The sequence below is a fragment of the uncultured Methanobrevibacter sp. genome (assembly GCF_902774605.1).
Classification (GTDB): Archaea; Methanobacteriota; Methanobacteria; order Methanobacteriales; family Methanobacteriaceae; genus Methanocatella.
On sequence record NZ_CACYJE010000006.1, the window covers coordinates 24,434 to 50,348 of the forward strand.

At 41.7% G+C, this 25,915-nt stretch carries 25 protein-coding genes; 11 read left to right on the forward strand and 14 right to left on the reverse strand.

Features of this window, described 5'->3' with window-relative positions; all coding sequences use genetic code 11:
* Positions 1 to 4: 4 nt before the first annotated feature.
* Entirely contained in the window at positions 5 to 799 is a 795-nt protein-coding gene (locus QZU77_RS02465) for a hypothetical protein (RefSeq protein ID WP_295599503.1), read from the reverse strand.
* A 427-nt stretch (positions 800 to 1,226) separates the two neighbouring features.
* Between QZU77_RS02465 and QZU77_RS02470 the strand changes: the two genes are divergently transcribed.
* The 6 genes from QZU77_RS02470 to QZU77_RS02495 all read left to right on the forward strand — a co-directional run bounded on the left by QZU77_RS02470 (position 1,227) and on the right by QZU77_RS02495 (position 6,740).
* Positions 1,227 to 1,430 carry a hypothetical protein gene (locus QZU77_RS02470; RefSeq protein ID WP_295599506.1) on the forward strand — a complete coding sequence of 68 codons (204 nt, stop codon included), beginning with the start codon at positions 1,227 to 1,229 and terminating at the stop codon, positions 1,428 to 1,430.
* Between the two features lie 331 nt (positions 1,431 to 1,761).
* The gene (locus QZU77_RS02475) at positions 1,762 to 3,285 is read left to right on the forward strand and encodes an MFS transporter (RefSeq protein ID WP_295599509.1); all 1,524 of its coding nucleotides are present in this window, start codon (positions 1,762 to 1,764) and stop codon (positions 3,283 to 3,285) included.
* A gap of 203 nt (positions 3,286 to 3,488) precedes the next feature.
* The gene (locus QZU77_RS02480) at positions 3,489 to 3,944 is read left to right on the forward strand and encodes a DUF308 domain-containing protein (RefSeq protein WP_295599512.1); all 456 of its coding nucleotides are present in this window, start codon (positions 3,489 to 3,491) and stop codon (positions 3,942 to 3,944) included.
* Between the two features lie 150 nt (positions 3,945 to 4,094).
* Positions 4,095 to 4,469 carry a hypothetical protein gene (locus tag QZU77_RS02485; protein WP_295599515.1) on the forward strand — a complete coding sequence of 125 codons (375 nt, stop codon included), beginning with the start codon at positions 4,095 to 4,097 and terminating at the stop codon, positions 4,467 to 4,469.
* A gap of 500 nt (positions 4,470 to 4,969) precedes the next feature.
* Complete coding sequence (locus QZU77_RS02490; protein ID WP_295599518.1) at positions 4,970 to 5,974, forward strand: 7-cyano-7-deazaguanine synthase; 1,005 nt, start codon at positions 4,970 to 4,972, stop codon at positions 5,972 to 5,974.
* Between the two features lie 10 nt (positions 5,975 to 5,984).
* Positions 5,985 to 6,740, forward strand: a complete 756-nt coding sequence (locus QZU77_RS02495) for a HesA/MoeB/ThiF family protein (protein ID WP_295599521.1) — start codon at positions 5,985 to 5,987, stop codon at positions 6,738 to 6,740.
* 8 nt (positions 6,741 to 6,748) lie between these two features.
* On the opposite strand, the gene fdhD is transcribed toward QZU77_RS02495, so the two are convergent.
* Positions 6,749 to 7,579: a formate dehydrogenase accessory sulfurtransferase FdhD gene (gene fdhD / locus QZU77_RS02500; protein WP_295599524.1), complete on the reverse strand. Its 831-nt coding sequence runs from the start codon at positions 7,577 to 7,579 to the stop codon at positions 6,749 to 6,751.
* 94 nt (positions 7,580 to 7,673) lie between these two features.
* On the opposite strand from fdhD, the gene QZU77_RS02505 reads away from it, so the two are divergent.
* Positions 7,674 to 8,477 carry a hypothetical protein gene (locus tag QZU77_RS02505; RefSeq protein ID WP_295599527.1) on the forward strand — a complete coding sequence of 268 codons (804 nt, stop codon included), beginning with the start codon at positions 7,674 to 7,676 and terminating at the stop codon, positions 8,475 to 8,477.
* Positions 8,478 to 8,484: 7 nt separating this feature from the next.
* Here the strand turns inward: QZU77_RS02505 and QZU77_RS02510 are convergent, their stop codons facing one another.
* The 10 genes from QZU77_RS02510 to QZU77_RS02555 form a co-directional block, all read right to left on the reverse strand.
* Positions 8,485 to 9,471, reverse strand: coding sequence for an NADH-dependent flavin oxidoreductase (locus tag QZU77_RS02510; protein WP_295599531.1), 987 nt, complete (start codon positions 9,469 to 9,471; stop codon positions 8,485 to 8,487).
* A 55-nt stretch (positions 9,472 to 9,526) separates the two neighbouring features.
* Positions 9,527 to 10,636, reverse strand: coding sequence for an aldo/keto reductase (locus tag QZU77_RS02515; protein WP_295599534.1), 1,110 nt, complete (start codon positions 10,634 to 10,636; stop codon positions 9,527 to 9,529).
* A gap of 5 nt (positions 10,637 to 10,641) precedes the next feature.
* Entirely contained in the window at positions 10,642 to 13,107 is a 2,466-nt protein-coding gene (locus tag QZU77_RS02520; RefSeq protein ID WP_295599537.1) for an ATP-binding cassette domain-containing protein, read from the reverse strand.
* A gap of 200 nt (positions 13,108 to 13,307) precedes the next feature.
* The gene (locus QZU77_RS02525) at positions 13,308 to 14,354 is read right to left on the reverse strand and encodes a cyclophilin-like fold protein (RefSeq protein ID WP_295599540.1); all 1,047 of its coding nucleotides are present in this window, start codon (positions 14,352 to 14,354) and stop codon (positions 13,308 to 13,310) included.
* A gap of 193 nt (positions 14,355 to 14,547) precedes the next feature.
* The gene (locus tag QZU77_RS02530; protein ID WP_295599543.1) at positions 14,548 to 14,721 is read right to left on the reverse strand and encodes a hypothetical protein; all 174 of its coding nucleotides are present in this window, start codon (positions 14,719 to 14,721) and stop codon (positions 14,548 to 14,550) included.
* Positions 14,722 to 14,963: 242 nt separating this feature from the next.
* Positions 14,964 to 15,983 carry an adenylosuccinate synthetase gene (locus QZU77_RS02535; protein ID WP_295599546.1) on the reverse strand — a complete coding sequence of 340 codons (1,020 nt, stop codon included), beginning with the start codon at positions 15,981 to 15,983 and terminating at the stop codon, positions 14,964 to 14,966.
* A gap of 239 nt (positions 15,984 to 16,222) precedes the next feature.
* Positions 16,223 to 16,819 (reverse strand): hypothetical protein, encoded by a 597-nt coding sequence (locus QZU77_RS02540; protein ID WP_295599549.1) that lies wholly within the window; start codon positions 16,817 to 16,819, stop codon positions 16,223 to 16,225.
* Positions 16,819 to 17,412, reverse strand: coding sequence for a DUF6891 domain-containing protein (locus QZU77_RS02545; RefSeq protein ID WP_295599552.1), 594 nt, complete (start codon positions 17,410 to 17,412; stop codon positions 16,819 to 16,821). Before QZU77_RS02545 ends, QZU77_RS02540 begins: the two co-directional genes overlap by 1 nt.
* 4 nt (positions 17,413 to 17,416) lie before the next feature.
* Positions 17,417 to 18,109 carry a DUF6882 domain-containing protein gene (locus tag QZU77_RS02550; protein WP_295599555.1) on the reverse strand — a complete coding sequence of 231 codons (693 nt, stop codon included), beginning with the start codon at positions 18,107 to 18,109 and terminating at the stop codon, positions 17,417 to 17,419.
* 9 nt (positions 18,110 to 18,118) lie between these two features.
* Positions 18,119 to 19,354 carry an LL-diaminopimelate aminotransferase gene (locus QZU77_RS02555; protein WP_295599558.1) on the reverse strand — a complete coding sequence of 412 codons (1,236 nt, stop codon included), beginning with the start codon at positions 19,352 to 19,354 and terminating at the stop codon, positions 18,119 to 18,121.
* Positions 19,355 to 19,669: 315 nt separating this feature from the next.
* On the opposite strand from QZU77_RS02555, the gene QZU77_RS02560 reads away from it, so the two are divergent.
* Entirely contained in the window at positions 19,670 to 21,151 is a 1,482-nt protein-coding gene (locus tag QZU77_RS02560; protein ID WP_295599561.1) for an ATPase, read from the forward strand.
* 33 nt (positions 21,152 to 21,184) lie between these two features.
* Here QZU77_RS02560 and QZU77_RS02565 read toward each other — a convergent pair whose 3' ends face one another.
* Together QZU77_RS02565 and QZU77_RS02570 are read right to left on the reverse strand one after the other, a co-directional pair.
* Positions 21,185 to 21,649, reverse strand: coding sequence for a hypothetical protein (locus QZU77_RS02565; protein ID WP_295599564.1), 465 nt, complete (start codon positions 21,647 to 21,649; stop codon positions 21,185 to 21,187).
* 9 nt (positions 21,650 to 21,658) lie between these two features.
* Positions 21,659 to 23,329 carry a glutamate--tRNA ligase gene (locus QZU77_RS02570; RefSeq protein WP_295599567.1) on the reverse strand — a complete coding sequence of 557 codons (1,671 nt, stop codon included), beginning with the start codon at positions 23,327 to 23,329 and terminating at the stop codon, positions 21,659 to 21,661.
* Between the two features lie 120 nt (positions 23,330 to 23,449).
* On the opposite strand from QZU77_RS02570, the gene QZU77_RS02575 reads away from it, so the two are divergent.
* Genes QZU77_RS02575 through QZU77_RS02585 form a run of 3 tightly spaced genes read left to right on the forward strand, consistent with a single transcriptional unit; the run spans position 23,450 to position 25,915 of the window.
* Positions 23,450 to 24,460: a tetratricopeptide repeat protein gene (locus QZU77_RS02575; RefSeq protein ID WP_295599570.1), complete on the forward strand. Its 1,011-nt coding sequence runs from the start codon at positions 23,450 to 23,452 to the stop codon at positions 24,458 to 24,460.
* Positions 24,453 to 25,472 (forward strand): aldo/keto reductase, encoded by a 1,020-nt coding sequence (locus tag QZU77_RS02580; RefSeq protein WP_295599574.1) that lies wholly within the window; start codon positions 24,453 to 24,455, stop codon positions 25,470 to 25,472. The genes QZU77_RS02575 and QZU77_RS02580 overlap by 8 nt, the downstream gene beginning before the upstream one ends.
* Positions 25,469 to 25,915 carry a GNAT family N-acetyltransferase gene (locus tag QZU77_RS02585; RefSeq protein ID WP_295599578.1) on the forward strand — a complete coding sequence of 149 codons (447 nt, stop codon included), beginning with the start codon at positions 25,469 to 25,471 and terminating at the stop codon, positions 25,913 to 25,915. Before QZU77_RS02580 ends, QZU77_RS02585 begins: the two co-directional genes overlap by 4 nt.

Sequence of the window (25,915 nt, forward strand, 5' to 3'; positions counted from 1 at the left end):
TATCTTATTTACTATTTTTTATCAGGGATTCCAATTCATCCAAACGTTCATTCAATTCCCTTTCACGTTTTTGATTATGCCTTATCAAGATGGCTGCAGTCAATGTTGCAGTACCTACACCAGATATGATGTAACCGCTCCAAACCAGAACTATACTTGTCAGCTTACCGATTCCGGATTTACCGAGCACTGCATAACCGTTACTTGTAAATGCATTGGAAACCATTACAGCAGAATTTAAAGGCTCAACGCCTTCAGCGAATAAAGTGATGATGAAGCTGGCGAAAACTATAGTGAACAATAGGACAATAGTGATTCCAAGACCGTTTGTCTCGGTATACTTCCAGAATTTTGAGAAATACACCTTGATGAAGTATAGATAAACGAGAATATGAATTATATAAATCGGCCAGATACTGAGAAAATCACCTGAAACAAGCAAAATTATTGATTCATAAGGCACCAATAGGAAAAACAATATCTTATTATACCATTTGCTGTAATCCAGTGTTAAAGCAATATACACTGATAATATGATCTGTAAAACAGCAATAGGAATTATCTCATTTGCCTGAACCATCATGATGTACAATATGAACACAAAGAGTATCATCATCATTATCAGGTAGAAAACCTGCCTTAACGTTTCAAGTTCCTCTTCAGGGAAATACTCCTTCGGGTTTAAAACTCTACTGCCACTATTCGATAATCTTGCATGAATAAATTTTCCAACTGCAAAAATCACTCCAAAAATTAAAATTGGAATGACCAATTCACAGACAACTTTCAAAACTTCCATAATAATATAATATATCAAAACATATATTTAACCTTGACATTCAACCCATATTAAAAAACATGTTGAAAAACCGCCATTTTAATGAATGATTGAGATAAATCTTTAAATATATGACATACAATTCAAAAAAAGTCGATCATGAAAAAGACAACATCACCATGCTTTCTGATTGGAAATGTCCATGAGTTTCATTAACTGTGAAAATTATTTTTTACTTAAAACACCATCAACTTGCAGGCAATAATGCGACTTGCATTGCCTGCGTATGAATTGCCCTAAAGGAAATTACTCATCAAATGCACCATATTAACTTTTAAATAGTAACAGGGACTAAAATAATAAGTGACAACCATTTAAGAATTGTCGAGCCCTTGGTTGAGGTGAAATGTCCATGCGCCAATGAATCCTTGCCGAGGATTTCGATGAAATGACGTTGAATTTAAGAATTGATTCCCAAAAGGGAAACCGACAGGAGGCTATTAAAATGATGGAAAACATGATAATGAATGTTATTAGGATAGCAATAATACTGTTCATAGTATATGCAGTATTCAAAGGCTTGAAAACATTATTGAAGATAGGAATAATCATATTCATCATATCTTTAATATTAGGATTCCTAGGATTCTAAATCCTAACTCCTAAACTTTTTTTTACATTATGCTCTTACCTTAAATTACAACATGATTCACCATTAAACCACAATTATTGTTTTAAAAGATTAAAAAACATACTTCCACATTTAGTTTTTACCTTAATCGCCCATAATCCCTTTGATACAAATACGAAATAGCAATAAATCAAGCATGAAACATTAACGGTTACTATGATTGTCACAAAAACTATATAAAACAGTAAAAAAAGAAAAAATAATAGGATATAATATATCAAACATATCCAAAATGACAAAAAAAGTCTGTTATATGTAAATATTAACAATTATAATTGGAGGATTAAAAAAAATGAACGAAACAGCCCAGGAAACATCTTGGACTCCACTATTAGTAATCGCTTTTGCCGCCTTCATTATAGCTTTGGATGCTACATTCATGAATGTGAGTATCTCTCAGGTTGTTGTAGACCTGAAAACTGATGTGAGCACAATTCAGTCAATCATGTCATTTTACACTCTCATTACCGCAGCATTCATGCTTTTAAGCGCAAAACTTCAGGACATAGTGGGTAAGAAGAAACTGTTCCTAATAGGTGCTGCACTTTACGGTGTAGGTACATTCACCGCAGCAGTAAGTGCAAATGCCACAATGCTATTCCTCGGATGGTCATTGATCGAAGGTGTCGCTGGAGCATTAATGCTTCCTGCTACCGTTTCCCTGATCAGTGGAACATACGTCGGTGAAAAACGTACAGTTGCATTGGCAATTGTGGGTGTAATGGGTGCAGTTGCAGCAGCTATCGGCCCTCTCTTCGGAGGAATCATGACAACCTATCTCAGTTGGAGATACGGATTTGCAGTTGAATTAGTAATCGTATTCCTAATTTTAATATTAAGAAACAGTATACCTGATTTCAAACCTACCGAATCCAGAGACGATTTGGACATTACAGGTGCAATAATCTCATTTATAGGCCTTGTCCTGTTAGTTCTAGGTATTTTATCATTAACCAAAGATACCACTAGCAGCATAGTCACAATCATCATAGGATTAGTTGCATTGGCCGCCTTTGCATACTTTGAAATCAGAAGAAAAAGAAATGGCCAAGTGCCATTGCTTGATATGGACTTATTTAAAGACAGAAACTTGCGTACTGGAACTTTAGTTTTATTATTAAGTTACCTTTCAATGGGTGGGGCATTGTTTGCAATTTCCCTGTTCTTGCAAAGCGTACTGAAGTTAAACGCATTCAACACCGGTTTGACTACACTGCCACTGACTATAGGATTGCTTATTTTCGCAATCATAGCACCTAGTTTAACCGTAAAATTGAATCACAAGACAATCATTGCAATAGGATGTATAATGTCAATCATAGGATGTCTGATTTTAAGCTATCAATTCAGACTCGACACAACACTCTTCACCTTAATGCCAGGACTCTTCGTGCTGGGTGCAGGACTCGGTTTCATCATGGCATTATGTACAGACATTTCACTGGCCAACGTCCCGGCGGAAAGCCAGAACAATGCATCCGGTATTAATTCAACCGGTCAGTCATTAGGTGAATCAATGGGTACAGCAATCATCGGAATAATTCTAATCTTAGGAGTTATGGGTGCTATCGGCACTGCTGTCGACACTTATGCGCCTGAACATTCAGGAGATGCACAATTCCATCAGGATGTTGCTAATTACTTGCAGAAAGTCGGTAATGTAGACAACCTTCAGGACAACAGTACATTTGTAGATGCAGTGAACCTCATTATCCAAAATACCATGGCATTCGTGATGCAGGTAACAGCAGTGATAATGGCGATTGTATTTATTCTAACGCTACGGCTGCAGACTATAAAACCCGGGAAAAAATGAGAGTTTACCCTCTCATTAACTTCTTTTTTTTTAACTTCTTTTTTTTGTTTGTTTTGAACACCCGGTTTTTTAGAATTTCAAAACATGACAATGATTAAATAATCTAAAACATATACATATTAATGTGAAAAGCATACTGCTTTTTTTAGTTTTTTAGATTTCACTTGAAAAAGTGAACGAAACAATTTTTGGGAGGAAAAAACATGGAACAAAACCAGGCAGCAGGAATAGTGGCTGTGATTTTAGGATTGATCTTCATCATTTGTCCTATATTCAGTTCAATAGCATTAACTGTTCTTATTGGGTTAAGTTTAGTATTCCTAGGTATAGCATTGATACTAAGTGGATTTTCTGCATTAAACATCATTATCGGAATTCTAGCCATAATAGTGGGTGCAGCGTTCACATTTAATATTGGAGCATTATCCGTCCTTTTAGGATTACAATTCTATGTAATCGGTATCCTGATGATTTTAACAGGTGTTACAGGTCTCATTTCAGGATCACAAATATCCAAAATCGCTTCAGTATTGATGATCATCTTAGGTATAGTGTCCTTTGCCTTTGGAGGACTTTCAATAGGCCAACCATTATACGCCCCAATACTCATCGGTATAGGTTTAATCGTCCAAGGTATAAGCTTATATCTTAGCGAATAGAATTCAAAAAGCAATCTTCATGATTGCTTCAATTATTTTTTTTACACTATTTTTTTAACCAATATCTCATAAATTAAATGACACACAAACATTACAACAAGGTGGAAAAATGAGGATAATCAAGGTATCAATTCTAATTTTAACAGCCTGTTGCTAAGCGTTTCTTTCGCATCAGCGGTTGACATATCAGAGTTCAATCCGCCAAAAGGATTTGATGAAGGATTCGGTGAGTCAATGGATTATGATGACTATTCCATTGTCATCGAGGATTATGACACCGATTTCGACAAAGACCTGTTTAAAGGAGACAATTTCAACCACATAACCGTCAAGGGCATGATGGCTGAGTTCAACGACACTTTCCATGATGAGGTTGGAGCAATGGAGCTCATTAAAATAGGCAAGGAGCACCATGTCGTCAAATGCAAGTACGATGGTGATGACGCCTCCAAAATCAGCGATTGTGTCAAATACCTGAAGGAGTTCAACAGGAAAAACAATTTAAACCCTGAAAAGATCAAGTAGGGATGAGGCGGGCAAAGCCGCTTCGAGATTTAAAATTTCTTTAATGCAGTGAATCTAACCGCATAATTTACAGACATTCAAGTTTTAGAACATCCCAGGTTTGAAAAGCATGAGAATTCTTGCACAAAACGATGAAATTCAATCCATCCATTTTAAATATTTGTAAAGCTTCCCACCCAAAATATTTATATACTCAGCAATACTAACTTATCTTATGGAAAAAATAACTATTGTTATATAGTTCATGTTTTGAAGGGATTCCATTTTTTCCATGATACTCGGGCAATATTGAAAAAATATAACTTGAAAAGGTCTTGATATCTAATCTAACCCATTAAAAATTAATAGTCTCCAAAAAATCAAGTTATATGGAAATATTAATGATAAAAACAATAACTCCTTAAACATGAAACACGCATTAATATTTTCAATGAAAGGGCATCTATCCGATGCCCTTAAACCTATTTAAATTTCAGAATACAAATAGATTAAATGATAAAATGAATTTGCAAGACAAGATCAATATTGTTAAGGACATCCTCAAGGATGAAAAAGTGGCCATCGGCTTTTCAGGCGGTGCCGATTCAACCCTGATTGCATACCTTTCGTCAAAGGTTGCCCGGGACACCTTGGCAATAACAATCAACAATCACCTATTCCCAACCGGATTTATCGAACATGCCCGAAGGACAGCGAAATCATTTGGGATAAGGCATGAGATAATCGACATCGACTTCTACGAGGATGAATCATTCCTCTCAAACGCTCCAAGCAGATGCCACACCTGCAGGAATCTCATGTATTCGGAAATTGAAAGGCTAGCTAGAAAGGAAGGCTTTGATTTCATCTGCGACGGCAACAACATAAGCGACCTTGTGGCTGACAGGCCTGGAATACTGATAACCTATGCCAAGGGATTCAAGACACCATTCATTGAAGCCAAGCTGACCTCCAGGGAGATTCATGAGTACCTGGATGCGAACAACGTCCCCTATTCAAGGTCAACCACCTGCCTTGCAACAAGGATTCCCACAAACACCCCCACAACCCGGGAAAAAATCGACAGAATCAGCCATTGCGAGGACTATATCCTGGCCGGCACATCCTGCGAAATAGTCAAAGTCCGTGACAATGGGGAAGTTGGTATTGTTGAAGTGGACAACATCAGTGAAATTCTATCTGATGATAAGTTTAATCAAATCAATGATGAATTAAAAGGACAAGGCTTTAGGAAAGTTGCACTAGATTTGTCGGAAATTGATGATAATGAATACATCAGCATCGACTATGATGAGGGCCGGTTTTCATACCGGCTGCCATATACGATAAACCTCGAAGACACAGGAAAGCAACTGGAAATTATTAATAAAACCAAAGATAAACTAGAACTAGAAAACATTGACATTCATGAAAACGGATTGATCGAAGGCCACGGATTCAATAGCCATGATGAAGCACTGGACGCATTCATGAATGCCCTTAGAAAATTGAGAAGAAACATTTAGGAGAAAAAATATGCCAACAAGATACATTGGTGACGGATACTGGGAAATAGCTTCCCGCCAAATGAGTATAGTAACAAGAAGCGAACAGGAAAGATTCAAAGACGCCAAAATCACAGTCATCGGCTGCGGAGGAATCGGCGGCGAGACAATTGAAATGCTTGCAAGAATGGGCATCGGCGAACTGGTGCTTGTTGATGAGGACGCATTCGACCTGTCCAACCTGAACCGCCAAACACTAGCAAGCCTAAAAGATTTAGGATTATCCAAAAGCGCAGTTGCAGCGGACAAGGTAAGGCTAATCAACCCATACGTAAAGGTGACAGCATTCCACGAGCACGTTGACGGCGACAACATCGACATAATCATCGGCGACTCCGATATCGTCATAGACGCATTGGACAATGTCCTTACAAGAGTCATAGTGTCACGCAAGGCCCTGGAAAAAGGCATCCCTTATATACATGGTGCGATTCATGGAACATTAGGCCAGATCACAGTGTTCCTGCCGAACAGCGACAAGACCTATGAGGAAATGTTCAACCTGCCTTCACAAGGAAAGGAATTGGATGGCGAAACAATAGAAGCGTTGAAGAATGTCACTTCAGGCGTTCCGCCGGTCATCGGACCCACACCTAACCTAATAGGTTGTCTTGAGGCGATGGAAGCTTATAAAATATTGACTGGAGTCGGCAAGGTCACCGTTGCTCCGAAAATCTTAACCTTTGACCTGCTTGATTTAGGTTCATTCAGCCTGGATGAACTTTAAATCCATCCTTATTTTTTCAGATTAATCCTTTCAGGCGCAGTATAGACCGTGAAGCGGTTGTCGCGCACAAAACCAATCATCGTAATGTTTCCGGCAGAGGCCACGTCAATTCCTGATGAAGCTGGCGCCGCATTGGAGATTATTATCGGCACTCCGACGCGTATCACTTTTATAAGCATGTCCGCAGGCATCCTTCCACTGTATGAAATGTAGCATCGGCTGAAGTCAAGGCCCATCCTTGAGGCTGCCCCTATCACCTTATCCACTGCGACATGACGGCTCACATCCTCCCGGATGATGATTTCATCCCCGCATTTAAGCTGCGCAACGTGCACCCCTGCGGTTTTCTGCCAGATTTTGGCCTCATCAGTTAAATGCCTGATGTCTTTAATCACCTGTGTTGCATCGATTGTCAAATCCGAAGTGTTTGGCTCTATGGTCTTCAGCTCGGACCTTATCCCCCCTGCATTGTCGGAGTTCACTCCCTGGTATTCCAAAAGCCTGCATACGCATGCGTGTTCACAGTTTCCCTTTCTCTCCTGAACGATTCCTTCCTGTTCAAGGTCCTCTTCAGGATCATGGGAGAGCTTGGTTGACACCAGCACGTTTGTCCCGTCAAGATTGATTGATTCTATATCGGAGTAATCCTTGATCAGTCCTTCACCAAGGCAGTATCCGACTGCAAAGTCCTCAAGGTCCTTTGGGTATGTGGAGAATTTCCTTGGAGGCAGATAGTCGATGAAGAGGTATGTGTACTCGTCATCGACACTGTTTTCCTTGATTGTTTGATATTCCCCGTCTTTCCATTGTATCACTTCAGTCTGTCTTATGAAATCCATATTTATTCACCTTCAATTAATAATATTAACAATTGTTATATTTATATTTTTGACACCGCAAACACTTTAACAAGCAAAAAATAATATACAAACAATGAAAATACTATACCTAACCGACCTATACTACAATGCCAAGGGAAGAGACTACTATGAGGAAGACCTCTACATTACCGGAAGGCTGAAAGAAGAATTCGACATTGCCCTATGCCATCCCATAAACTCGAAAAGCTTTGAAAAGGAAGCCGACCTGATAGTATTCAGAAACACAGGCCCCGTCAGCGGATTTCGGAAAACATATGATGAATTTGTTGAAAGGGTGAAAACAGATAATCTTAAAACATTCAACGAGTTCACCGGAAAGGCAGATATGCAAGGCAAGCAATACCTTCTCGATTTGACAGCAAGGGACTATCCGGTCATCCCCACAATAGACAGTATTGAAAACCTCAAGCTTCTGGGAGACTTCGAAAAGTATGTGATAAAGCCTAAAGACGGTGCAGACTCCATCGGGCTTGAATTCCTTGACAAGAAAGAATTATTGAAAAGAAACCTTGAAAACACTCTAATACAGCCTGCAATTGATTTTGAATATGAAGTGTCATTCTACTTCATCAACAATACCCTGGAATATGCCCTATACGCACCGGATAAGGAAAAGCGTTGGGAGCTTGAAAGGTATGATTTCACAAGGAAAGACAAGGAGTTTGCATTGAAATTCATTGAATGGAACCACATTGAAAAGGGAATACAGAGAGTGGACGCCTGCAGGACACGGGATGGCAAATTATTGCTGGTTGAACTGGAAGACCTGAATCCTTACCTGTCCCTTTTGGAATTGGACAGAAAAACAAGAGAAAGATTCATGAATGATTTCATGAATGTCTTAAAAAAAATATGAAAAAAAGTCATTCAATCAGACAGACACTCTGCTTTTTCCAATAACAGTTATTGCAGGTCTTGCACTCTGATTTGGCATGAGGGTCATCCACCCACTCACTTAAAAATCCCGGATTTTTAACAAATGGCCTTTGCATTGAAATGAAATCAATCTCCGTGCTGTTCAAAAGTTCATTGATTTGATCCTGGCCGGATTGGCCCCCTCCCAAAACCACGGGAATGTCTACACTGCGGGCAACCCTGTCTGCAAAATCAACCAGCATGTTCTGGTTGGATTGTCCCTTACGGAAGTACTGTGGGGACAGGAACTTGGTAATCTGCAGGCTGTCTGCACCGTTATCGGCAAGAATCCTGCATATCTCAAGTGAATCATCCTCATCCTGGTACAGGTTAACCTTGCAGTGCACGTGCAGGTCAGTGGTCTTTTTAATCAGCTGGATAATCTCAACAATCATCCTTACGCGATTGTATGTGCTTCCGCCGTAATCGTCATCCCTTGTGTTTTCAAATGGATTCATGACACGTGAGAGGTAGAAATTATTCCCCACGCATAGCTCGACACCATCAAAGCCGGCAAACATTATCTTTTTAGCGGCCACAACATAATCCGCCTGGATGGTTCGGATGTCCTCGATTGTCAAGTCATTGACTTCCATCATCTGTTTGCCGTTGACATTGCAGTTGACAAAGCCTATTTGGGCAAGAATGGGAACGTGATGCTCATGGGCGACTTCGGTGACTTCCTTGAAGTCCCTTATGAAGGATGGAGTGTTGATGTAGTGGGTGTAGTCGCTGAACCGGTCATGGTCATACATTGAAATCAGCTCGGTGACAATCACTCCAACATCGCTTTCAGCCATTTTCTCATAACGGTCATATATTTCCTGTGTCAATCCCTTTGCGGAATCGTTTTGGGATTCCCACAGTCCGTTTCTAATGATTCTGCTTGAAACCGGCAGGCTTCCAAATTTAGTATGGTCAAATATAGTTTTCATACTAAAATATTGTTAAAAAAGAGTATATAAACTGGAAAGTAACTCACAAATTACCTTATTCGAAAATGTTGGCTACTTTTTTAAGCTCACGGGATATCTTTAAATGCTGAGGGCATGTTTGCTCGCACTCTCCGCATTCATTGCAGTCTGAAGCCTTCCCATGTTCCTGACAGATGAGGTCATACTCATCATAATAGCTTGAGTCCAGCCTGTCGGATTTCTTGTTCAGGTTATACAAGTCAAAGCATTTGGATATTGGAATGTCATTGGGGCAATGGCCCTTGCAGTAATCGCAGGTGGTGCATTGGATTTCGCCACGATTATCCAACAAATCCCTTGCCTTATTAATGATTCTGACTTCATCCTCGTTCAATTTGTTGAAATTGCGGATGAACTCCATGTTCTCATGCACTTCCTCTATTGTGCTCATTCCACTCAATATCATCTCGACATTGTCCAGATTCAGCACAAATGACAATGCCCATAATGCCGGCGGCCAATCGTTATGGCTGGCGAAGACTCTTTTCACATCCCTGTTGACCCTTGCCAGCTGACCTCCCTTGATGGGGCCCATGACAAACACGGGCTTGTTGTGACTGGTGGCGACTTCGTAGCATTCACGGGACTGGACATATGAGCTGTCCCAGTCCTTGTAGTTTATCTGCAGCAGTACGAACTCGATTTCAAGGTGTTCGGTCAGGATCTTGTCCAGGACCTCCGGTGTGTCATGAAGGCTCACTCCGAGCTTTTTGATTCTTCCCTGTCTTTTGAACTCCTTCATCACATTGAAAATGTCAAGTTTCCTGCACAATCCCTCATAGTAGCGGTCTTCAGGGTCATGAGCCATGTAATAGTCGAAATAATCAACGCCGCACCTTTCAAGCTGCTCCTCGAAAATCTCATAGGGGTCGTCGCTCATCTTCATGGTGTAGACTGGCATCTTGTCTGATATTATTATTTCATCTCGAGGGTACCTTTCAACGACGCATTTCCTTATGGTTGATTCGCTTTTCTCGCCGAGGTACTGGTAGGCAGTGTCAAAGAACCTTCCGCCGGATTGAATGTATGCGTCAACCATCTCATTGGTCGCATCCAAGTCAATGTCTCCTCCCTTATATGGCAGTCTCATGAAGCCGAAGCCGAACCTTCCAATATCATCCATCATAACATTCACCCCTTCAATCCCTTTTCAGCCAAGTACTTTCCGGTCAAGCTGTTTTCAGCATTCATAACATCCTTGAGGGAACCTGAAGCAAGTATATCGCCGCCCCAGTAGTCATCATCTATGCCGATGTCGATGATGTAATCCGCATTGGCTATCAAGTCAAGGTCATGCTCGATGACGATGACTGTTGCTCCCTTGCCTATCAGATGGTCGAAGACATCAATCAACACTTTAACGTCCAGCGGGTGGAGGCCTATTGTCGGCTCATCGAATATGAATATGGAGTTCTTCTGTGACTTGCCTATCTCTGATGCGAGCTTGAGCCTTTGCGCCTCGCCACCGGAAAGGCTTGGAGTGGCCTCACCCAGTGTCAGATATCCCAATCCCAAATCGGAGAGCTTCTGCAGTTTGCGTGTGACCTTATCCAACTCGAACAGTTCTTCAAGCGCCTCGTCAATTGTCAATCCCATGATGTCTGCAATGGAGAGGCCGTTATATGTTATATCCTCCACTTTCCTGTCATACCTGAGCCCGTCGCATTCAGGACATGTTATCTCCACATCCGGGAGGAACTGAACATCCATTGATACGCTGCCTGTGCCGTTGCAGGTCTCGCATCTCAACTTGCCGGTATTGTATGAGAAGTCAGCCATCTTGTACTCATCAGTCAATTTGGCAAATTCCCTTCTCAGGTCATCCAATACCTTGGAGTATGTTGCAACGGTACTGCGGACGTTCTTGCCTATCGGGACGCTGTCAATCAGGTCGATTTTCTTGATGCCATCACAGTCAATGTCCACTATCTCATCTGAGAGTTCCTCCCCATTGATGATTGCCTTTACCGCAGGGTACAATGCCTCCAACAGGAGCGTGGTCTTACCGCTTCCGGACACTCCACTGACTACCGTGAGCTTACCCTTTGGAATGTTGATGTCCATTGATTTCACATTGTGAATCTCATTTGTCCTGATGTTGATGGACCCGTTCTCGAAGACATCCCCTGACTTGTCACGGATTATGACATTCTCAGTGTTTGTTAAGAATGGTGCAATCTGGGAGTCAGGATTCATTTCAATCTCCTTTAGGCTGCCCTGGGCGATGATGTTTCCGCCATCAGCCCCTGCTTGGGGACCCATTTCAATCATGTAGTCGGCGATGCTGAGTATTTTAGTGTCATGGTCAACCAATATGATGGAGTTTCCATCCTCAACCAGCTTGCGGATGACACTGATCAATCCGTTTACGTTATCGGGGTGCAATCCGATGGACGGCTCATCCAACACATAGAGGACCCCGGTTGTCCTGTTCCTTAAGGTCTTCGCCAGTTGGACACGCTGCAATTCCCCTGTGGACAATGTGTTTGATGGCCTATCAAGGGAGATGTAGCTCAATCCCAAGTCCAGGAGGATTTTAGCGTCGTTCATGAATTCCTCGGCGATGGACTCGGCCATCTTTCGAACCTCGCTAGGCAAATTGGAAATGACTTCCGGAATCCACTGCACGAGTTCCTTAAGGTTCAATTCGCATGCCTGGGACAATGTCAAACCGCCGAGGAGTGTCTGGTTGGCCCTGGCGTTGAGCCTTGTTCCGTGGCAGTCGCTGCAGACCTTGGTGGTTAGGAACTTGTTGATTTTGGTCAAGCCCTTTTCTGTTTTGGCGTTTCTTAACGCCTCCTCGATTGCCTTGTGGGCGTTTCGATACTCTGCATTCAGCTCGAATAGCTTGCCGTTCTTTGATGGGATGTTAATGTATTTCTTGACTGCAGGACCATTGTAGACAATGTCCTTTTCCTCATCGGTCAAGTCCTTGAATGGGACATCCAATCGGACTCCCAGCTCGCCTGCAACATGGTACATCCATGATATTCCAAACTGGTTCCATGCGTCAACGGCGCCCTCCTCAAGGGTCTTGGTCTCATCGCCCACAAGGGTGGTGTCGTCCACGTCCCTGATGTAGCCTGTTCCGCTGCATGTCGGGCATGCACCGTCGGAGTTGAATGCGTATTCCTCAGCACCCAATCCGTAGAATTCCTCTCCGCACTCAGGACAAACAATAGGGATTTCACGGGCAACATTGAGTGTCGGCTCCTGCAGGTGACCGTTTGGGCAGGTGTAGTTGCCGCATCTTGAGTACAATAATCTCAATGAGTTCAAAAGCTCAGTGGAGGTTCCGAATGTTGAGCGGATGTTCGGGATGTTCGGCCTTTGGTGCAGTGCCAGTGCGGCCGGCACATACTGTATCAGGTCGACCTGAGCCTTGCGGGATTGTGAAATCCTTCTGCGGGTGTAGGTTGACAAGGCATCAAGGTATCTTCTTGACCCCTCTGAGTACAGGACTCCCAGTGCCAATGAGGATTTCCCGCTTCCGGACACACCGCTTACGGCCACGATCTTTCCCAGTGGAATGTCCACGTCAATGTTTTTTAAGTTATGAACTTTCGCTCCCCTAATGATTATCATGTCTTGGTACATAGGATAATATTTAAAGGACTAATGTAATATATTTTAGGAAAAAACCTGATTGCCGGAATATGAATTGGCTAAAAAAAAAATGAGTTATGGAATGGGCTCACTCAAAGGAGGGCAATGATGCAAAAGCTTCACATGACAATCTTTCAAGATTATCCTACCCCAAGAGCCGGAAACCGCATTCCCTAATGTATAAATGCAAATCATTTACAGCTTAATGTCAAGGTAACATCACCTGAGCCGAGAATACTTTTCAATTCAGCTGCAGTGACTTTCTGAACCTTGCCTATGCGAGTGTAATCCCATGAGTTTGACTCATAGAACAATGATATCTGATTGCCCTCATAGAGCACAATATCTCCTGCTGAGGTGGATATGTACTTGTCGCTTGCAGGAAGTGAGAAGCCCAATCCTCCAACCTTTTCAAAACCGCCGTATTCACGGGCCTTGATTTTAATGTCGCCCTTTTCAAGCCTGTTTAGAAGTTCCTTAGTTGCCTTATTGTTTTCAAGCCTGACATCCAATGTATGGCCATTGACCTTAAGCTTGATGTGCTTGGCGTTGTCAACTGTCCTGATGCTGCTTTTCGCAGAAGCCTTCCCTACCTTAGAGGTGGCCTTGACATTGACTGTGACCTTGTGTGTGCCTTTCTTCAGGTTTTTAGTGTTGATGCTTACAACCCCATTCTTGTTGGTTTTAAGAGAGTATTTCTTATATTTATTTCCAGTGAAGACTTTCATGAGGACTCGAATCCCCTTCATTGCCTTACCTGATTCCTTGTTTTTAACTGTTGCCTTGAATTTCTTGTTCTGCTTATAGATGCTTTTAATCTTCGGCGCCGAGATTTTCAGCTTCGCCTTTGACACCTTAACCATGGATGTCTTTGACTTGGCGGAGTACTGCTTAGTGTCCTTGACATTGACGATGATCTTATGCTTTCCAATGCTTAATTTAGAAGCGGAGTATTTTGCAACACCCTTGGAATCGGTGGTGACGGACACTTTCTTATGCTTTTTGCCAGTGAATACCTTCAACAGTATTTTGACATTGCCAACTGGCTTTTTTGTCTTGGCATCAACTGCCTTGACCTTGAAGGCCTTTCCTGAAGCATAAGTGGTTGACAGTTTCGAAGGAGACAATGAAATCGACTGTGGTTCATTAACACCCTCATCCGAAGCGGATGAGGATGCAACAGTCGAATTTCCCGCCTCTTCAGCGCAAACTGCTGAAACGGCCAGGAAACATGCCATGATCAACATTAACAGAATAAACTTTTTAATTTTCTTGTTCATATAATATATAATTTACATCCGCAACATATAATATTATTCCTGAAACGGTGAAGGTTTTGAACATTAAAACTGGGTTGAATCAAACATTGGACATTATGTGGTTTGAATTTTCATCATATTATACCAATAAAATTTGGTCAAAAGCCCCCTCTTAATATGCATACCAAGGGTATAATGAGTAGGCTGACCCTCCCAGTGACGGCTGCATTACGGGAATGCTGTCTACTTCACCGTTTTCGGGATTGGCTTTTTCAATTACATACGGTTCCACTTGGGACACGCTTAAGATCTCCTCGACATTTCCAAATATCTTATTCACGTTCATAATTTCACATCCTTTTTTATCAAAACTTGTTTTTAATGTCTGTGAATAGGCATTTATAAATATTTTCGAGTGCAAGTGCCTACTTGCACCATATAACAATCAGATAAAGCTTAAAATTATGAAATAAAAGTGATGAATAATATTTAAGTGAAAATAACATGAATTCATTGAATTAAAAATCAATAAGCTTAAAAAAAAAGTGGTTGTTAAAACCCATAATGAACATTATGAGCTTTAAAGATTTATAACAATTCTTTTCTCAAGTCAATAGTGTCCTTAAGGTCAGGCCCGGTTGAGATAATGGTTACAGGCACACCGGTTTCGGTTTGGATGTCCTCGATGAACGCCTTGGTTTCAGCAGACAGTTGATCATAGTCCTGTACACGTGCACAATCGAATAACCTGTCAACACAGGTCAATGCGATTTGTGTTGCACCGTTGATTCTGCATGATTCCTTAGCAAGTTCCATGTCGAAGTAACCGATTCTTCTACGCCTACCGGTCACTACACCGTATTCCTCAAGGCCTTTGCTTTCAGCTTCCTCCTGAGTCATTTCGGTTGGGAACGGTCCTTCGCCAACACGGGAAATGTAGGATTTGAATACATTAATGACTTCATCTACTTTAGTTGGTCCAACACCAACGTCTGCTGCGAATGTTGATGCTGTGGTGTCTTTACTGGTTACGAACGGGTAGGTTCCATAGTAAAGTGAAAGGGCGAAACCTTGTGATCCCTCGATGAACACTTCCTCGCCATTGTCGATAGCCTCGTTGACTGCAACTGACACGTCAGTGATGTAGTCTTCAAGCACTGGTGAGTCCTTTGCCAATCCTATGGTTCTCAGTACACGGTCTGAGTTTGCAGGTCCGCATCCGGAACCTGTACTACCAATCTTTTTGGCAAGGTGTTCTGAGGCCTTGTCCCTTGACATGTGCTCTTCTGTTATGATTGCGCATCTTGGGTCAACGCTCATTCTTTCCTTAATGTTGTATTTTTTTAATTTTTCAAATTCGTCGAACAATACATCCGGGTTAACTAATACTCCTGCTCCAATCATGAGTTTAGCGTCTGTATGCACGAAACCTGATGGGGTTAATCTTAAACCGTATTTTTCACCGTTGAATTCAACGGAGTGCCCTGCATTTGGCCCAACGCCTGCACGAGCTATTATGTCCGGTTTGTCATTGTCACAGAGGTAGGTGATACATTTTCCTTTACCTTCATCACCCCATGCTCCACCAACTAAAATACTACAAGTCATCTAATAACTCCTTAAATATCAATGTTGAAAATTTTGATAAATTTTCATAACAATATTATTATATCATTTATTATTAAAAAGGTTTTTGAAAATCAGTGAAAAAAATGAACATGGTAAATTTTAACATCAATCATTAAAATCAAAAATTGCATCATCGATTAATCATGATTGAAAAAAAGAAATTAAAAAACATCCATTGAATCATCATGATTAATGGACATTTGAAAAAACAGCGAAATTTATTTTTTAGGATATTTTAACGGATGATTCTCACACATAGGGTCCTTTATGAGATTGCGCTTCATATGATAGTTCAAGAAGTAAAGCATCCATTCATTGGACAATTCCCTTAGGGAAGCGTCGTCTAACCTTTCGAACGGTGAGAAGAAATCCATCTGATTGCCCCCTACGACGAATGCAATCTCCTTTGTCTCAACAAGCATGAAAAAATCATTGCGGATATTGTGAATGTCGAAATCATCCATGCTGGAAACTGTCTTGTCCTTCTTGTAGTTATAGAAGAAAGTGTTCAAGTACTCGAAATCAATGAACTTGATGTCTTTGACTTCAAAGTAGACTTCCTCGCTTAAAAGCTTGTTTTTGAAATCGTATTTTGACAGGAAATCCACATCCCATATGTTATTGTAAAACGCTGTGAAAAATGAATCCTCAGCAAAGCGTGCAGTCAATGAGAATTCCTCATTATTCTTTTTAGGAGTTCCAAGCTCAACATCCTTGAACTCAACGTATATGGAATCATGAGCGATTTCTATGGAAGTCCATTTGCCTGAATTTATTATTACATCACGAATTAACTTTAAAGACCTGACATTCATCATAGCACCTTATCCCGTGTGAAGGTTTCATATGCCCCTTCAATTTCATATTCCTTTTCATCATCGTATGACTTATCCCATTTAAAAGGATTAATCTCTATTTGGTTGTTAACAGTCTCATCCCAGTCAATGGTGAAACCTTCCTCTTTCAAAGTCCCGGCAACTGTCCTGCCGATTTTTAATGCCTTATCCTCATCATTCTCGAAATCCCCGAAGGTGATTTTGAGCTTGGCATCCCATACGGATTCCTCAACATCCTCGAAGGTGTAAAAGCAAAAGCCCTCGCAGTGATGCTTGTTGTTGATGAGGTGAACATTCAGCTCAAACGCATCGGCCACACCTTCCTCAATGTCGAATCCACAATTGTGGATTGCAATGATGTCCTCATCTGCCAATTTGGCAAATGCATTCTCCAATCTGGAGAAGTTCTCGTTTGAGGAATCGGGCAATGAGATATTGTAGCTGGAAAAGTCAATCTCCTCCTCGATGAACTGGTCCTCCAGTATTTCCACAATCTCATCGGTTGAGAAAAACCCGGATTTAGTTAGAAGCTCAATCAGGTACTCTATTTCCTCAACCAAATCCTCATCCATGATTTCACCTTTCATCGTCACCGAATATCAAAAGCCTTGTGATGTTTCCCCTTTCAGTGTATCCTGCCATGACACGGGCTTCACCGATTTTTGCAAGAGCGAAATCATCATGCGGCTTGAAACCATAGCCCTTGAGCTTGGTGTATGATTCGAATGCGATTTTTGGGTAAATGTTAAAGTTCTTCTGGAAAGTGTAGAATGTGTCCCTGAATTTTTTAGCGGAGTCGACCTCTTCAATCAGGTCGGATTTGATTAAAACGAAGATATCCAATCCATCTTCTGAAATGCCGTAGTAGGCATCCATGTTCAATATGCCTGTGGCAACCATCGCCAATGTGTGGCAGTCATTGAAATCGGCATTGAGAACCGGTGATGTGAATTCCTTGACGTCGAATTGCTCACCGATTGACTTGATTTCATTTGCAGCTTCAATCAATTCATTTCCGAAGATGTCCTCATTGTCCCATGCCCATGACCATTGGTTGGCGTCCTGCATGTAGAATCCCAGTACCTGAGCTGGAAATTCAATGTCCCCGAAGGTGACGATTCCATTTTCAATGTCCAAGTCACCGACTGTTTCTCCGATTAGTTCTGATAGGTTTTCCTGTTTGTCAAGTGCCAATGCACCGTATTTTGATAATATTATTTTAAAAGAGTCCCCTTGTTCTATTTCAACTGGTTTTTCTATTACTTTCAATTATAACACCTAAAATTCTAGTTTAGAAATTCTATCCATTGCCTCTTTAGTATTTTCCAATGTATTGAATGCAGTTAATCTTAAGTATCCTTCACCGCTTGGTCCGAATCCGGAACCTGGAGTTCCAACAACGTTAGCCTCGTTGAGCAGTATGTCAAAGAAGTCCCAGGAGTCCATGTCGTTTGGAGTCTTGACCCAAATGTAAGGTGAGCTTATTCCACCGTAGACTTCAAGGCCAATGTCGCTTAGGCTTTCGCGAATGATTTTAGCGTTTTCCATGTAGTAGTCAACAACTTCCCTGATTTGCTTCTGGCCTTCCGGAGAGTATGTTGCTTCAGCTGCCCTTTGCACAGGATAGGATGCTCCGTTGAACTTGGTGGTTTGTCTCCTGTTCCATAACGGGTTGATTTCAACTTCGTTTCCTTCACTGTCGAATCCTTTCAATTCCTTAGGAACAACAGTGTATGCGCAACGGGTACCTGTGAATCCTGCGGTTTTTGAGAAGCTCTTGAATTCAATTGCAACTTCCTTTGCACCTTCAATCTCGTAGATGCTGTGAGGAACATTGTCCTCGTTGATGAACACTTCATAAGCCGCATCGAACAGTATCACGGCATTGTTTTCCCTTGCATAGTCGACAAATACTTTTAATTGGTCTTTTGTCAAGGTTGTGCCTGTTGGGTTGTTAGGGTAGCATAAGTAGATTATGTCCACAGGCTCTTCGGGAAGGGCCGGCACGAATCCGTTTTCAGCATTGCATTTGAGGTAGGTCAGGCCTTCATACATTCCATCATCACCCATTTCACCGGTTCTTCCGGCCATGACGTTGGTGTCTACGTATACTGTGTATACTGGATCGGTGACTGCAATCTTGTTGTCTATTCCGAAGATTTCCTGAATGTTACCGGTGTCACATTTCGCACCGTCGCTGATGAACACTTCTGAAGTGTCAAGGTCGATGCCGTATTTGTTGTAATCATTTTTAATGATAGCCTCTGCTAGGAACCCATAACCTTGTTCAGGACCGTAACCCATGAATGTTTCACCATCTGCCATTTCATCTACCGCTTTTCTGAATGCATCAACCACTGCAGGCACTAAAGGCTTGGTAACGTCCCCAATACCCATTTTGATAATGTCTGCGTCAGGATTTGCTTTTGAAAATTCTGCTTCTCTTCTAGCCACTTCCACAAAGAGGTAGCTGCTTTTTAGTTTAAGATAGTTCTCATTAATTTTAACAACCATGATTAATCCTCATAAATATTAATCTAATTTATATTTTATTTTCGCAATATATAAAATAAGTGTTTTAAATATAATCGTTGAAAATTCTTATTTGATTATAGAAAAATATCAACACTCACCAACCGACAGGATATGAAAAATCAATTCGTGAATGGATCAAAGGCTTTAAATAATTAAAAAATATCATCAAATAATGAATATTAATCAGCATTGTGGAATTTGAGGGATTGTGGTGAAAAATTTAAATCCTATAAAAATATTTAAATTAATGAAAATAACATAAATAATATATACAATATAAAGGGTTGGGAAATAATGAATGACATTACCATAATACTTTGGATAACTATAGCTCTCATCGCAATCATAGCGATAATAATAGTTAAACTGCACTATAAAGGCGATGAGTTAGAGAAGGATGAAGGATCAATACTTCCAAGTACGGAAAGTATAAGCAAGGCATTGAACACTGGCAAAAACACCATCGGTGCAATCAGCAGCAATAAAAATGAAAATCCTTCACGAGAGCGACGTAGTTTATCCCCAAGCACATCCCAACAAAGCACAGGCGCCATTTTCGCAAGAACCACTGAAACATCCCCTAAAAACGATGTTTACATTGTGCCTGAAGTAGAAGTTGAAAACAACAACTTAAAAAGTTTCGAATACGAATCTCAAAATCAAATACTTATAAATTATGATAATAATGTTGAAAAATTTCAAGAACCAATTAAACAAAGCCAGATGGATATTATGACTCAAAATAACAAAGACACAACCGAATTAAAAGACCTGTTCACAATCGACGAATTGATTAAGGAATCAAAAAGAAAAGACAGTGAAAGAGAAAAAGAATCTCAAAAAATTAACAAGGATGAAGAGGACGCTGAATTAAGACAGATTAAGGAAAGCATCAAGAACAAGACTGAAGAACCATTGATTGAAGAAGTAATCAATGATGAAAAAGAAGAAAAGATCAGTGAAACCATCAAGGAAGAGGAAACCCCTTCACTCGCATCACAAAAGGACATTGACGATGCAATCAGCACCGCTTCAAAGGAAAGCGAGGAAAAAGTGGAAAGCATCGCTGAAGAAAAGGACATCACCAACGTCCTGCTTGACCAGGAAAACAAGGAGGAAATCTCCGAACCGACACTTAAAACCCCAAGCAAAGTCGATAAAAACAAGGATTACAAGCTAGGAGCATCAATCGATGATGCTGACCTGTTCGGCGAAGAGAAAGAAGAAGAAGCAGACACCATGGACCTGGATTACAGGAAAGACATTGACAAGTTCACACGCAAAATCAAGGGATCAAAAATCTTCCAGGAAGTCAAGGACAAATTATCCCCTGAAACCGAAGAAATCCCAGAGATGGACGAGCCGCAGGAATCCTACATTAGAAACGTCAACGAATACGATGAATACGAGCCTATAATCAACGAAACCCACTTGGACGTTGAAGCAAGCTATGATGAATTACATGACCTCGACTACACCCAAAAGCTAAGGGAAGAGAACACCAGAAGAGTGTTCAACATGGCTAAAAACTCACCTGAAGTTGAACCTGCACAGGCAGATATCGGCTCAATCAGAAGCAAGCCTGCAAGGGACAATATAAAAATCACACTGAACAATAATGAAGTCGTGCTCAAGAAGGGCGATGAAATTATATACAATCACTTAGGCGAAACCTATTCCAGCCAAGTCTATGCAATTAACGGTGATGACATCTCTGTTAGGTACAGGCGTAAAGATATTACAATTAAACCAAGTGATGTTAAAAAGATATACTAAATATCTTTTAACAAAACTTTCTTTTTTTTAAAATTATTCATGATTTATTCTGTATTCGCCATTCTCAACAATATACTTCGGTACACTGATTTTCAAAGAGCGAATAATGTTTAAATAGAAATCATCCAATTCCCTATCAGCATAAGGGTAGGTGAATTCGAAAATGTAGAGGTTGTTGTCCTCCACATACAGGAATTCATTGCGTCTCATCTGGTTTTCACCATCGTTGAATGATGATATTATCATATAGTAGATATTGTCGTTGATGACGATGAAATCCGAATTGATCACAGTGATTTTCTCATTGTTCACGACATTCCTCTCGATGTCTGCGCGAATGTCTGGAAGCCCCACCAGTGTAGGGGTTGTTGAAAACTTGATTGACATTGGGATTTTAGTGTTCACCAGGTAGAGCTCGGTGAATTCGTCCTTGGCGTTGACCGGCTCGAAGTCCTTAGGCATCTGAAGTGTTGAAAACCCGTTTGTAAACATGGTCATTCTAATCACCTACTTATGGGCATAGTAGAATACGAGTTCATCGCCGGCAATCTCGTCGAGACGTGCAAATCCTACTCTTTCAAACTGCACCACGTCGCCGACCTTCAAGTCCTTCAATGCTGATTCTCCCAGACCTGTCTTGACGGATGCGTCATCCATGACTATTTTTACGTTTACATTCTCATCAACAGGCACCCATTGGATGATTCTTGCCTTGGCTTCACGTGCATCCTCAAATGAAGTTGAATGGTATGCGACAGCATCCCCATTAATATCAACGTTGACGGCATCCATCAATCTGAACATGCCATCCTTAAGGTCTGATTTGGCAAGGTATGCGGTTCCGTCAAACTGCAAGTGCCTGTTTCCACGGTCAAGGTGGTCTGCGTGCAATGGCCTTTCAATGTCCATTTTACCATCAGAGTATCCTTCAACAGTTATTTCAACAGGGTCTTCGCAGAAGAAGTACCTGTTTGCAACCGGTTCGAGGAAATTGCGGTTCAATCCGTAGATTTTCTTCCAGCTGATTGCTGAGTCAGCCATCTTGACGCCTATTTCAGTGATTAGATTGTAGATGGTTCTTGGGTCGATTCCACGCCTTGCAATAGCCCTCAGGGTACCGAGCCTTGGATCATCCCATCCGCTGTAGGTTCCATCCTCTATTCCAGCCATCGCCTTTGAAGTACTGAGTGCAATGTCCTCCATTTTCAATCGGCCGTAATGGATGTATTCTGGAACGTCCCAGCCCATATGGTCATATAGGTATTTCTGCTTTTCGGTGTTTGCAAGATGGTCCTTTCCCCTAAGCACATGTGTCAATCCCATAAGATGGTCATCCACAGCCACTGAGAAGTTCATCATAGGGTATATCCTGTACTTGTTGCCCAGCCTTGGATGGGTCTCGTCAACGAGCCTCATTGCAACCCAGTCACGGATTGCAGGGTTCTTATGCTCAATGTCAGTCTTTACGCGAAGAACGGCTTCGCCCGCCTGCATGGTGTCGAATTTCTCCCACAGTTCAAGGTTTTCCTCAACGGTATTGTCACGGCATGGACATGCCTTGCAGTTGTCCTTCAATTCCTTGAAGTCCCCGCCGTCACATGTGCACATGTAGGCTGCACCCTTCTCGATGAGCTGGCGTGCGTAATCATAATAGATGTCGAACCTGTAGGACTGATAGATTATCTCATCCGGATTGATTCCAAGCCATTCCAGGTCTTCAGGAATCATCTCATACGCTGGTTCAAAGACCCTTTTAGGGTCAGTGTCCTCTATCCTTAAAATCAGTTTTCCATTGTGCCTTTTAACGTATTCGGCATTAGGCACTGCTGCACGGGAGTGTCCGATGTGCAGCGGTCCGCTTGGGTTTGGTGCGAATCTCAACACGATGTTTTCATGTGTTCCCGGAAGCTCCTGAAGGCCTTTTTCCTTGGCTTTCGGTTTTTTCTCTTGAACTTCCACACCCAGCTTTTCCATTTCAGCCTGCTGCTCTTCAGGGCTTAATGCATTGACTTGTGCCACGATTTTACCGGACATTGGACCTATTTCCTTTGCCCTGCTTCTGAGTTCAGGTTCGTTTGACATGATTGAACCCATTACAGCACCGGGATTTGCGGATCCCTTATGTTTGGCTGCATTGAGTAAAGCATGCCTATAGATAATTTCTTCTAAATCATTCATTTAATCATCACAATTTAAATCATTAATAAAATAAGTATTATTATTTATTTAACTAAAAATATATAAATATAGTGAGAGTATTTTAATTAAGAGTTTAGTTAAAAAAAATAGGATGGTACAATGAGCGAATATGTTGAAACAGCAAAGCAATATATTAGTGAAGGTAATGAAAAGGAAGCTCTTAAACTAGCTAGGAAAAGACACGGGAAAGATGATGTTGCATCATACATTGGCATTCTGGACCTGCTGATTGAAAACGATTACTTGCCTGCTCTTGAGGAGAAGGGAATCTACTACCAGTACTACGACGCCACCCATGACAATGGGGATTACGGCGAGAAGTACTTTGACGAGTACCTTGAAAGGCAGCCACGCTCAATCAACGCATTATGCGACAAGGCAATGTCAAGGTTCAACAAGGGCCATATAGATGAGGCCCTGACCTATATGGACAAGGCACAGGACAGGTATTCATCATACAGCAAGATTGAAAAACCCCGAATATCCAAAAAAGAGCTTATAATGGCAAGGGTGGAGCTTTTAATACAGGCAAAAAGGTATGATGATGCCCTGAGGGGAGTGAATTCCTATGAGAACCAGTTCGGTTCGGACCAAAAGAGCGACCTGTACAAGGGCCAGATGCTTCAAAAGACCGGCAAGAACCGTGAAGCCCTCGAATACCTTGAAAAGTCCCTGCTGCAGGAGGACACACTCATCGCATTCAACGCCAAAGGGGATGCGCTGTATGAGTTGAGGGAGTATAAGGAAGCATTGAAATGCTTCAAGAACTGCATCCAATATGAGGGCAAGCTCAATGATGATGAGCTGGAGCTTAAAACCAACTTCAACTACAAGGCGGCGTTCTGCTGCGTAAACCTTGGCGATGACCAGGAGGCAGTCAAGTACCTCAACAAGACCATAAGCATGCTTAACGAGCACGGCAGGTTGCCTAACGACATTGAAAAGATTTATCAGAAATGCTCCTTTGAAAAGGAAAGAATCATGAAAACCGGAGAGGTCAAGGACAAGGAATTCAAGAGGACAAGATTCTTCTCCGCCAGAACATCAATCATAATACTGATTATCATACTAATTCTATATGTTATTTTAAAAATGAACGGTTATGGATAAAGTGAGACTTGGAAAAACAAATTTGGAAGTGAACAAGATAGGATTCGGCGCACTGCCGATTCAGAGAAGAAACATGGATGACTCCATTGCAATACTGAACAGGGCATACGAGTCAGGAGTCGACTTTTACGACACTGCGCGTTTCTACACCGACAGCGAAGAGAAGCTGGGAAGGGCATTCGAAGACGTGAGAAGCAACATTTATCTAGCGTCAAAAACAGCAGCGGAAACACCTGAGGATTTCTGGAATGACCTGGAAACCACCCTCAAGGAGTTGAGAACAGATTATCTTGACCTGTATCAGCACCACAACATTTCATTCTGCCCAAAGGAAGGCGATGAGCTTGCAAAAGCAATGGCTGAGGCAAAGGAAGAGGGCCGAATCAGGCACATTGGAATCACCACCCATAAGGTCACATTGGCCCATGAGGCACTTGACAGCGGATTGTATGAAACCCTGCAGTACCCATTCTCCTATCTAAGCGGAAAGGAGGAGCTGGAACTTGTTGAGAAATGCAGGAAACTGGATGTCGGTTTCATTGCAATGAAGGCGATGGGTGGAGGATTGCTTAAGAATGCAAAGGCAAGCTTCGCATTCATGAACCAGTTCAGCAATGTCCTACCAATCTGGGGAATACAGCATATGAGCGAGCTTGAAGAGTTCCTCTCATACCCTCAGGACATGATTATCGACGATTCACTGAGGCAAGACATAGAGCATGACAAGGAAGAGCTTGGAGACAATTTCTGCCGTGGCTGCGGATACTGCATGCCATGCCCTGAAGACATCAACATCAGCCTCTGCGCCAGAATGTCACTATGGATCAGGCGCTTTCCAACAGAGCCGAACATGGACGAGAGGACACAGAAGATTATGGAAGGCACTAAGGACTGCATCGAGTGCTACGCATGCGTGGACAAGTGCCCTTATGAACTGGACATTCCAAGGCTTTTGAAGGAAAACTATGAGGATTACCAGAACGTATTGACCGGGAAAACAATTATAAAATGAAGACTGTCGTTACTGATGAAAAGGATGAGAGGTTTCTTGAGCTTGTAAGGGAACTGGACAAGGGATACTATCGCCGCATCGGAGATGAACTGTCCAGGTATGATGAGTACAACAGCCTTGAAAAGCCCCATGTGGTGATTCTGCTCATTGACTCCAACACCAATGTGGCTTGCGCAAGCTACAGGGTCATGAGTGATGACAGCGTTGAGTTCAAGAGGGTTTACGTTAAACCGCAATACCGCAGAAGAGGCATCGCATCCGAACTCCTCAAGGAACTGGAGAAGAATGCAAAACAAGAAGGATACAAGCATTCATTCATCATAACCGGTAAAAATAACCTTCCAGCAATCGGATTATATGAGAAGCTGAATTACCATAAGATTGCAAACATTGAAGGATTTGAAGATGACAACACTGTCATTTCAATGAGAAAAGATTTTTAA

Excerpts from the sequence above, each read along its gene's own strand:
- QZU77_RS02580 (WP_295599574.1), top strand. The coding sequence starts at position 24,453 with ATGGATAAAGTGAGACTTGGAAAAACAAATTTGGAAGTGAACAAGATA.
- QZU77_RS02465 (WP_295599503.1), bottom strand. The coding sequence starts at position 799 with ATGGAAGTTTTGAAAGTTGTCTGTGAATTGGTCATTCCAATTTTAATT.
- fdhD (WP_295599524.1), bottom strand. The coding sequence starts at position 7,579 with ATGGATTTCATAAGACAGACTGAAGTGATACAATGGAAAGACGGGGAA.
- QZU77_RS02490 (WP_295599518.1), top strand. The coding sequence starts at position 4,970 with ATGAATTTGCAAGACAAGATCAATATTGTTAAGGACATCCTCAAGGAT.
- QZU77_RS02570 (WP_295599567.1), bottom strand. The coding sequence starts at position 23,329 with ATGAATGATTTAGAAGAAATTATCTATAGGCATGCTTTACTCAATGCA.
- QZU77_RS02575 (WP_295599570.1), top strand. The coding sequence starts at position 23,450 with ATGAGCGAATATGTTGAAACAGCAAAGCAATATATTAGTGAAGGTAAT.
- QZU77_RS02540 (WP_295599549.1), bottom strand. The coding sequence starts at position 16,819 with ATGAATGTCAGGTCTTTAAAGTTAATTCGTGATGTAATAATAAATTCA.
- QZU77_RS02545 (WP_295599552.1), bottom strand. The coding sequence starts at position 17,412 with ATGGATGAGGATTTGGTTGAGGAAATAGAGTACCTGATTGAGCTTCTA.
- QZU77_RS02585 (WP_295599578.1), top strand. The coding sequence starts at position 25,469 with ATGAAGACTGTCGTTACTGATGAAAAGGATGAGAGGTTTCTTGAGCTT.
- QZU77_RS02555 (WP_295599558.1), bottom strand. The coding sequence starts at position 19,354 with ATGGTTGTTAAAATTAATGAGAACTATCTTAAACTAAAAAGCAGCTAC.
- QZU77_RS02520 (WP_295599537.1), bottom strand. The coding sequence starts at position 13,107 with ATGTACCAAGACATGATAATCATTAGGGGAGCGAAAGTTCATAACTTA.
- QZU77_RS02525 (WP_295599540.1), bottom strand. The coding sequence starts at position 14,354 with ATGGCATGTTTCCTGGCCGTTTCAGCAGTTTGCGCTGAAGAGGCGGGA.
- QZU77_RS02560 (WP_295599561.1), top strand. The coding sequence starts at position 19,670 with ATGAATGACATTACCATAATACTTTGGATAACTATAGCTCTCATCGCA.
- QZU77_RS02565 (WP_295599564.1), bottom strand. The coding sequence starts at position 21,649 with ATGACCATGTTTACAAACGGGTTTTCAACACTTCAGATGCCTAAGGAC.
- QZU77_RS02535 (WP_295599546.1), bottom strand. The coding sequence starts at position 15,983 with ATGACTTGTAGTATTTTAGTTGGTGGAGCATGGGGTGATGAAGGTAAA.
- QZU77_RS02495 (WP_295599521.1), top strand. The coding sequence starts at position 5,985 with ATGCCAACAAGATACATTGGTGACGGATACTGGGAAATAGCTTCCCGC.
- QZU77_RS02515 (WP_295599534.1), bottom strand. The coding sequence starts at position 10,636 with ATGATGGATGATATTGGAAGGTTCGGCTTCGGCTTCATGAGACTGCCA.
- QZU77_RS02510 (WP_295599531.1), bottom strand. The coding sequence starts at position 9,471 with ATGAAAACTATATTTGACCATACTAAATTTGGAAGCCTGCCGGTTTCA.
- QZU77_RS02505 (WP_295599527.1), top strand. The coding sequence starts at position 7,674 with ATGAAAATACTATACCTAACCGACCTATACTACAATGCCAAGGGAAGA.
- QZU77_RS02530 (WP_295599543.1), bottom strand. The coding sequence starts at position 14,721 with ATGAACGTGAATAAGATATTTGGAAATGTCGAGGAGATCTTAAGCGTG.
- QZU77_RS02480 (WP_295599512.1), top strand. The coding sequence starts at position 3,489 with ATGGAACAAAACCAGGCAGCAGGAATAGTGGCTGTGATTTTAGGATTG.
- QZU77_RS02470 (WP_295599506.1), top strand. The coding sequence starts at position 1,227 with ATGACGTTGAATTTAAGAATTGATTCCCAAAAGGGAAACCGACAGGAG.
- QZU77_RS02475 (WP_295599509.1), top strand. The coding sequence starts at position 1,762 with ATGAACGAAACAGCCCAGGAAACATCTTGGACTCCACTATTAGTAATC.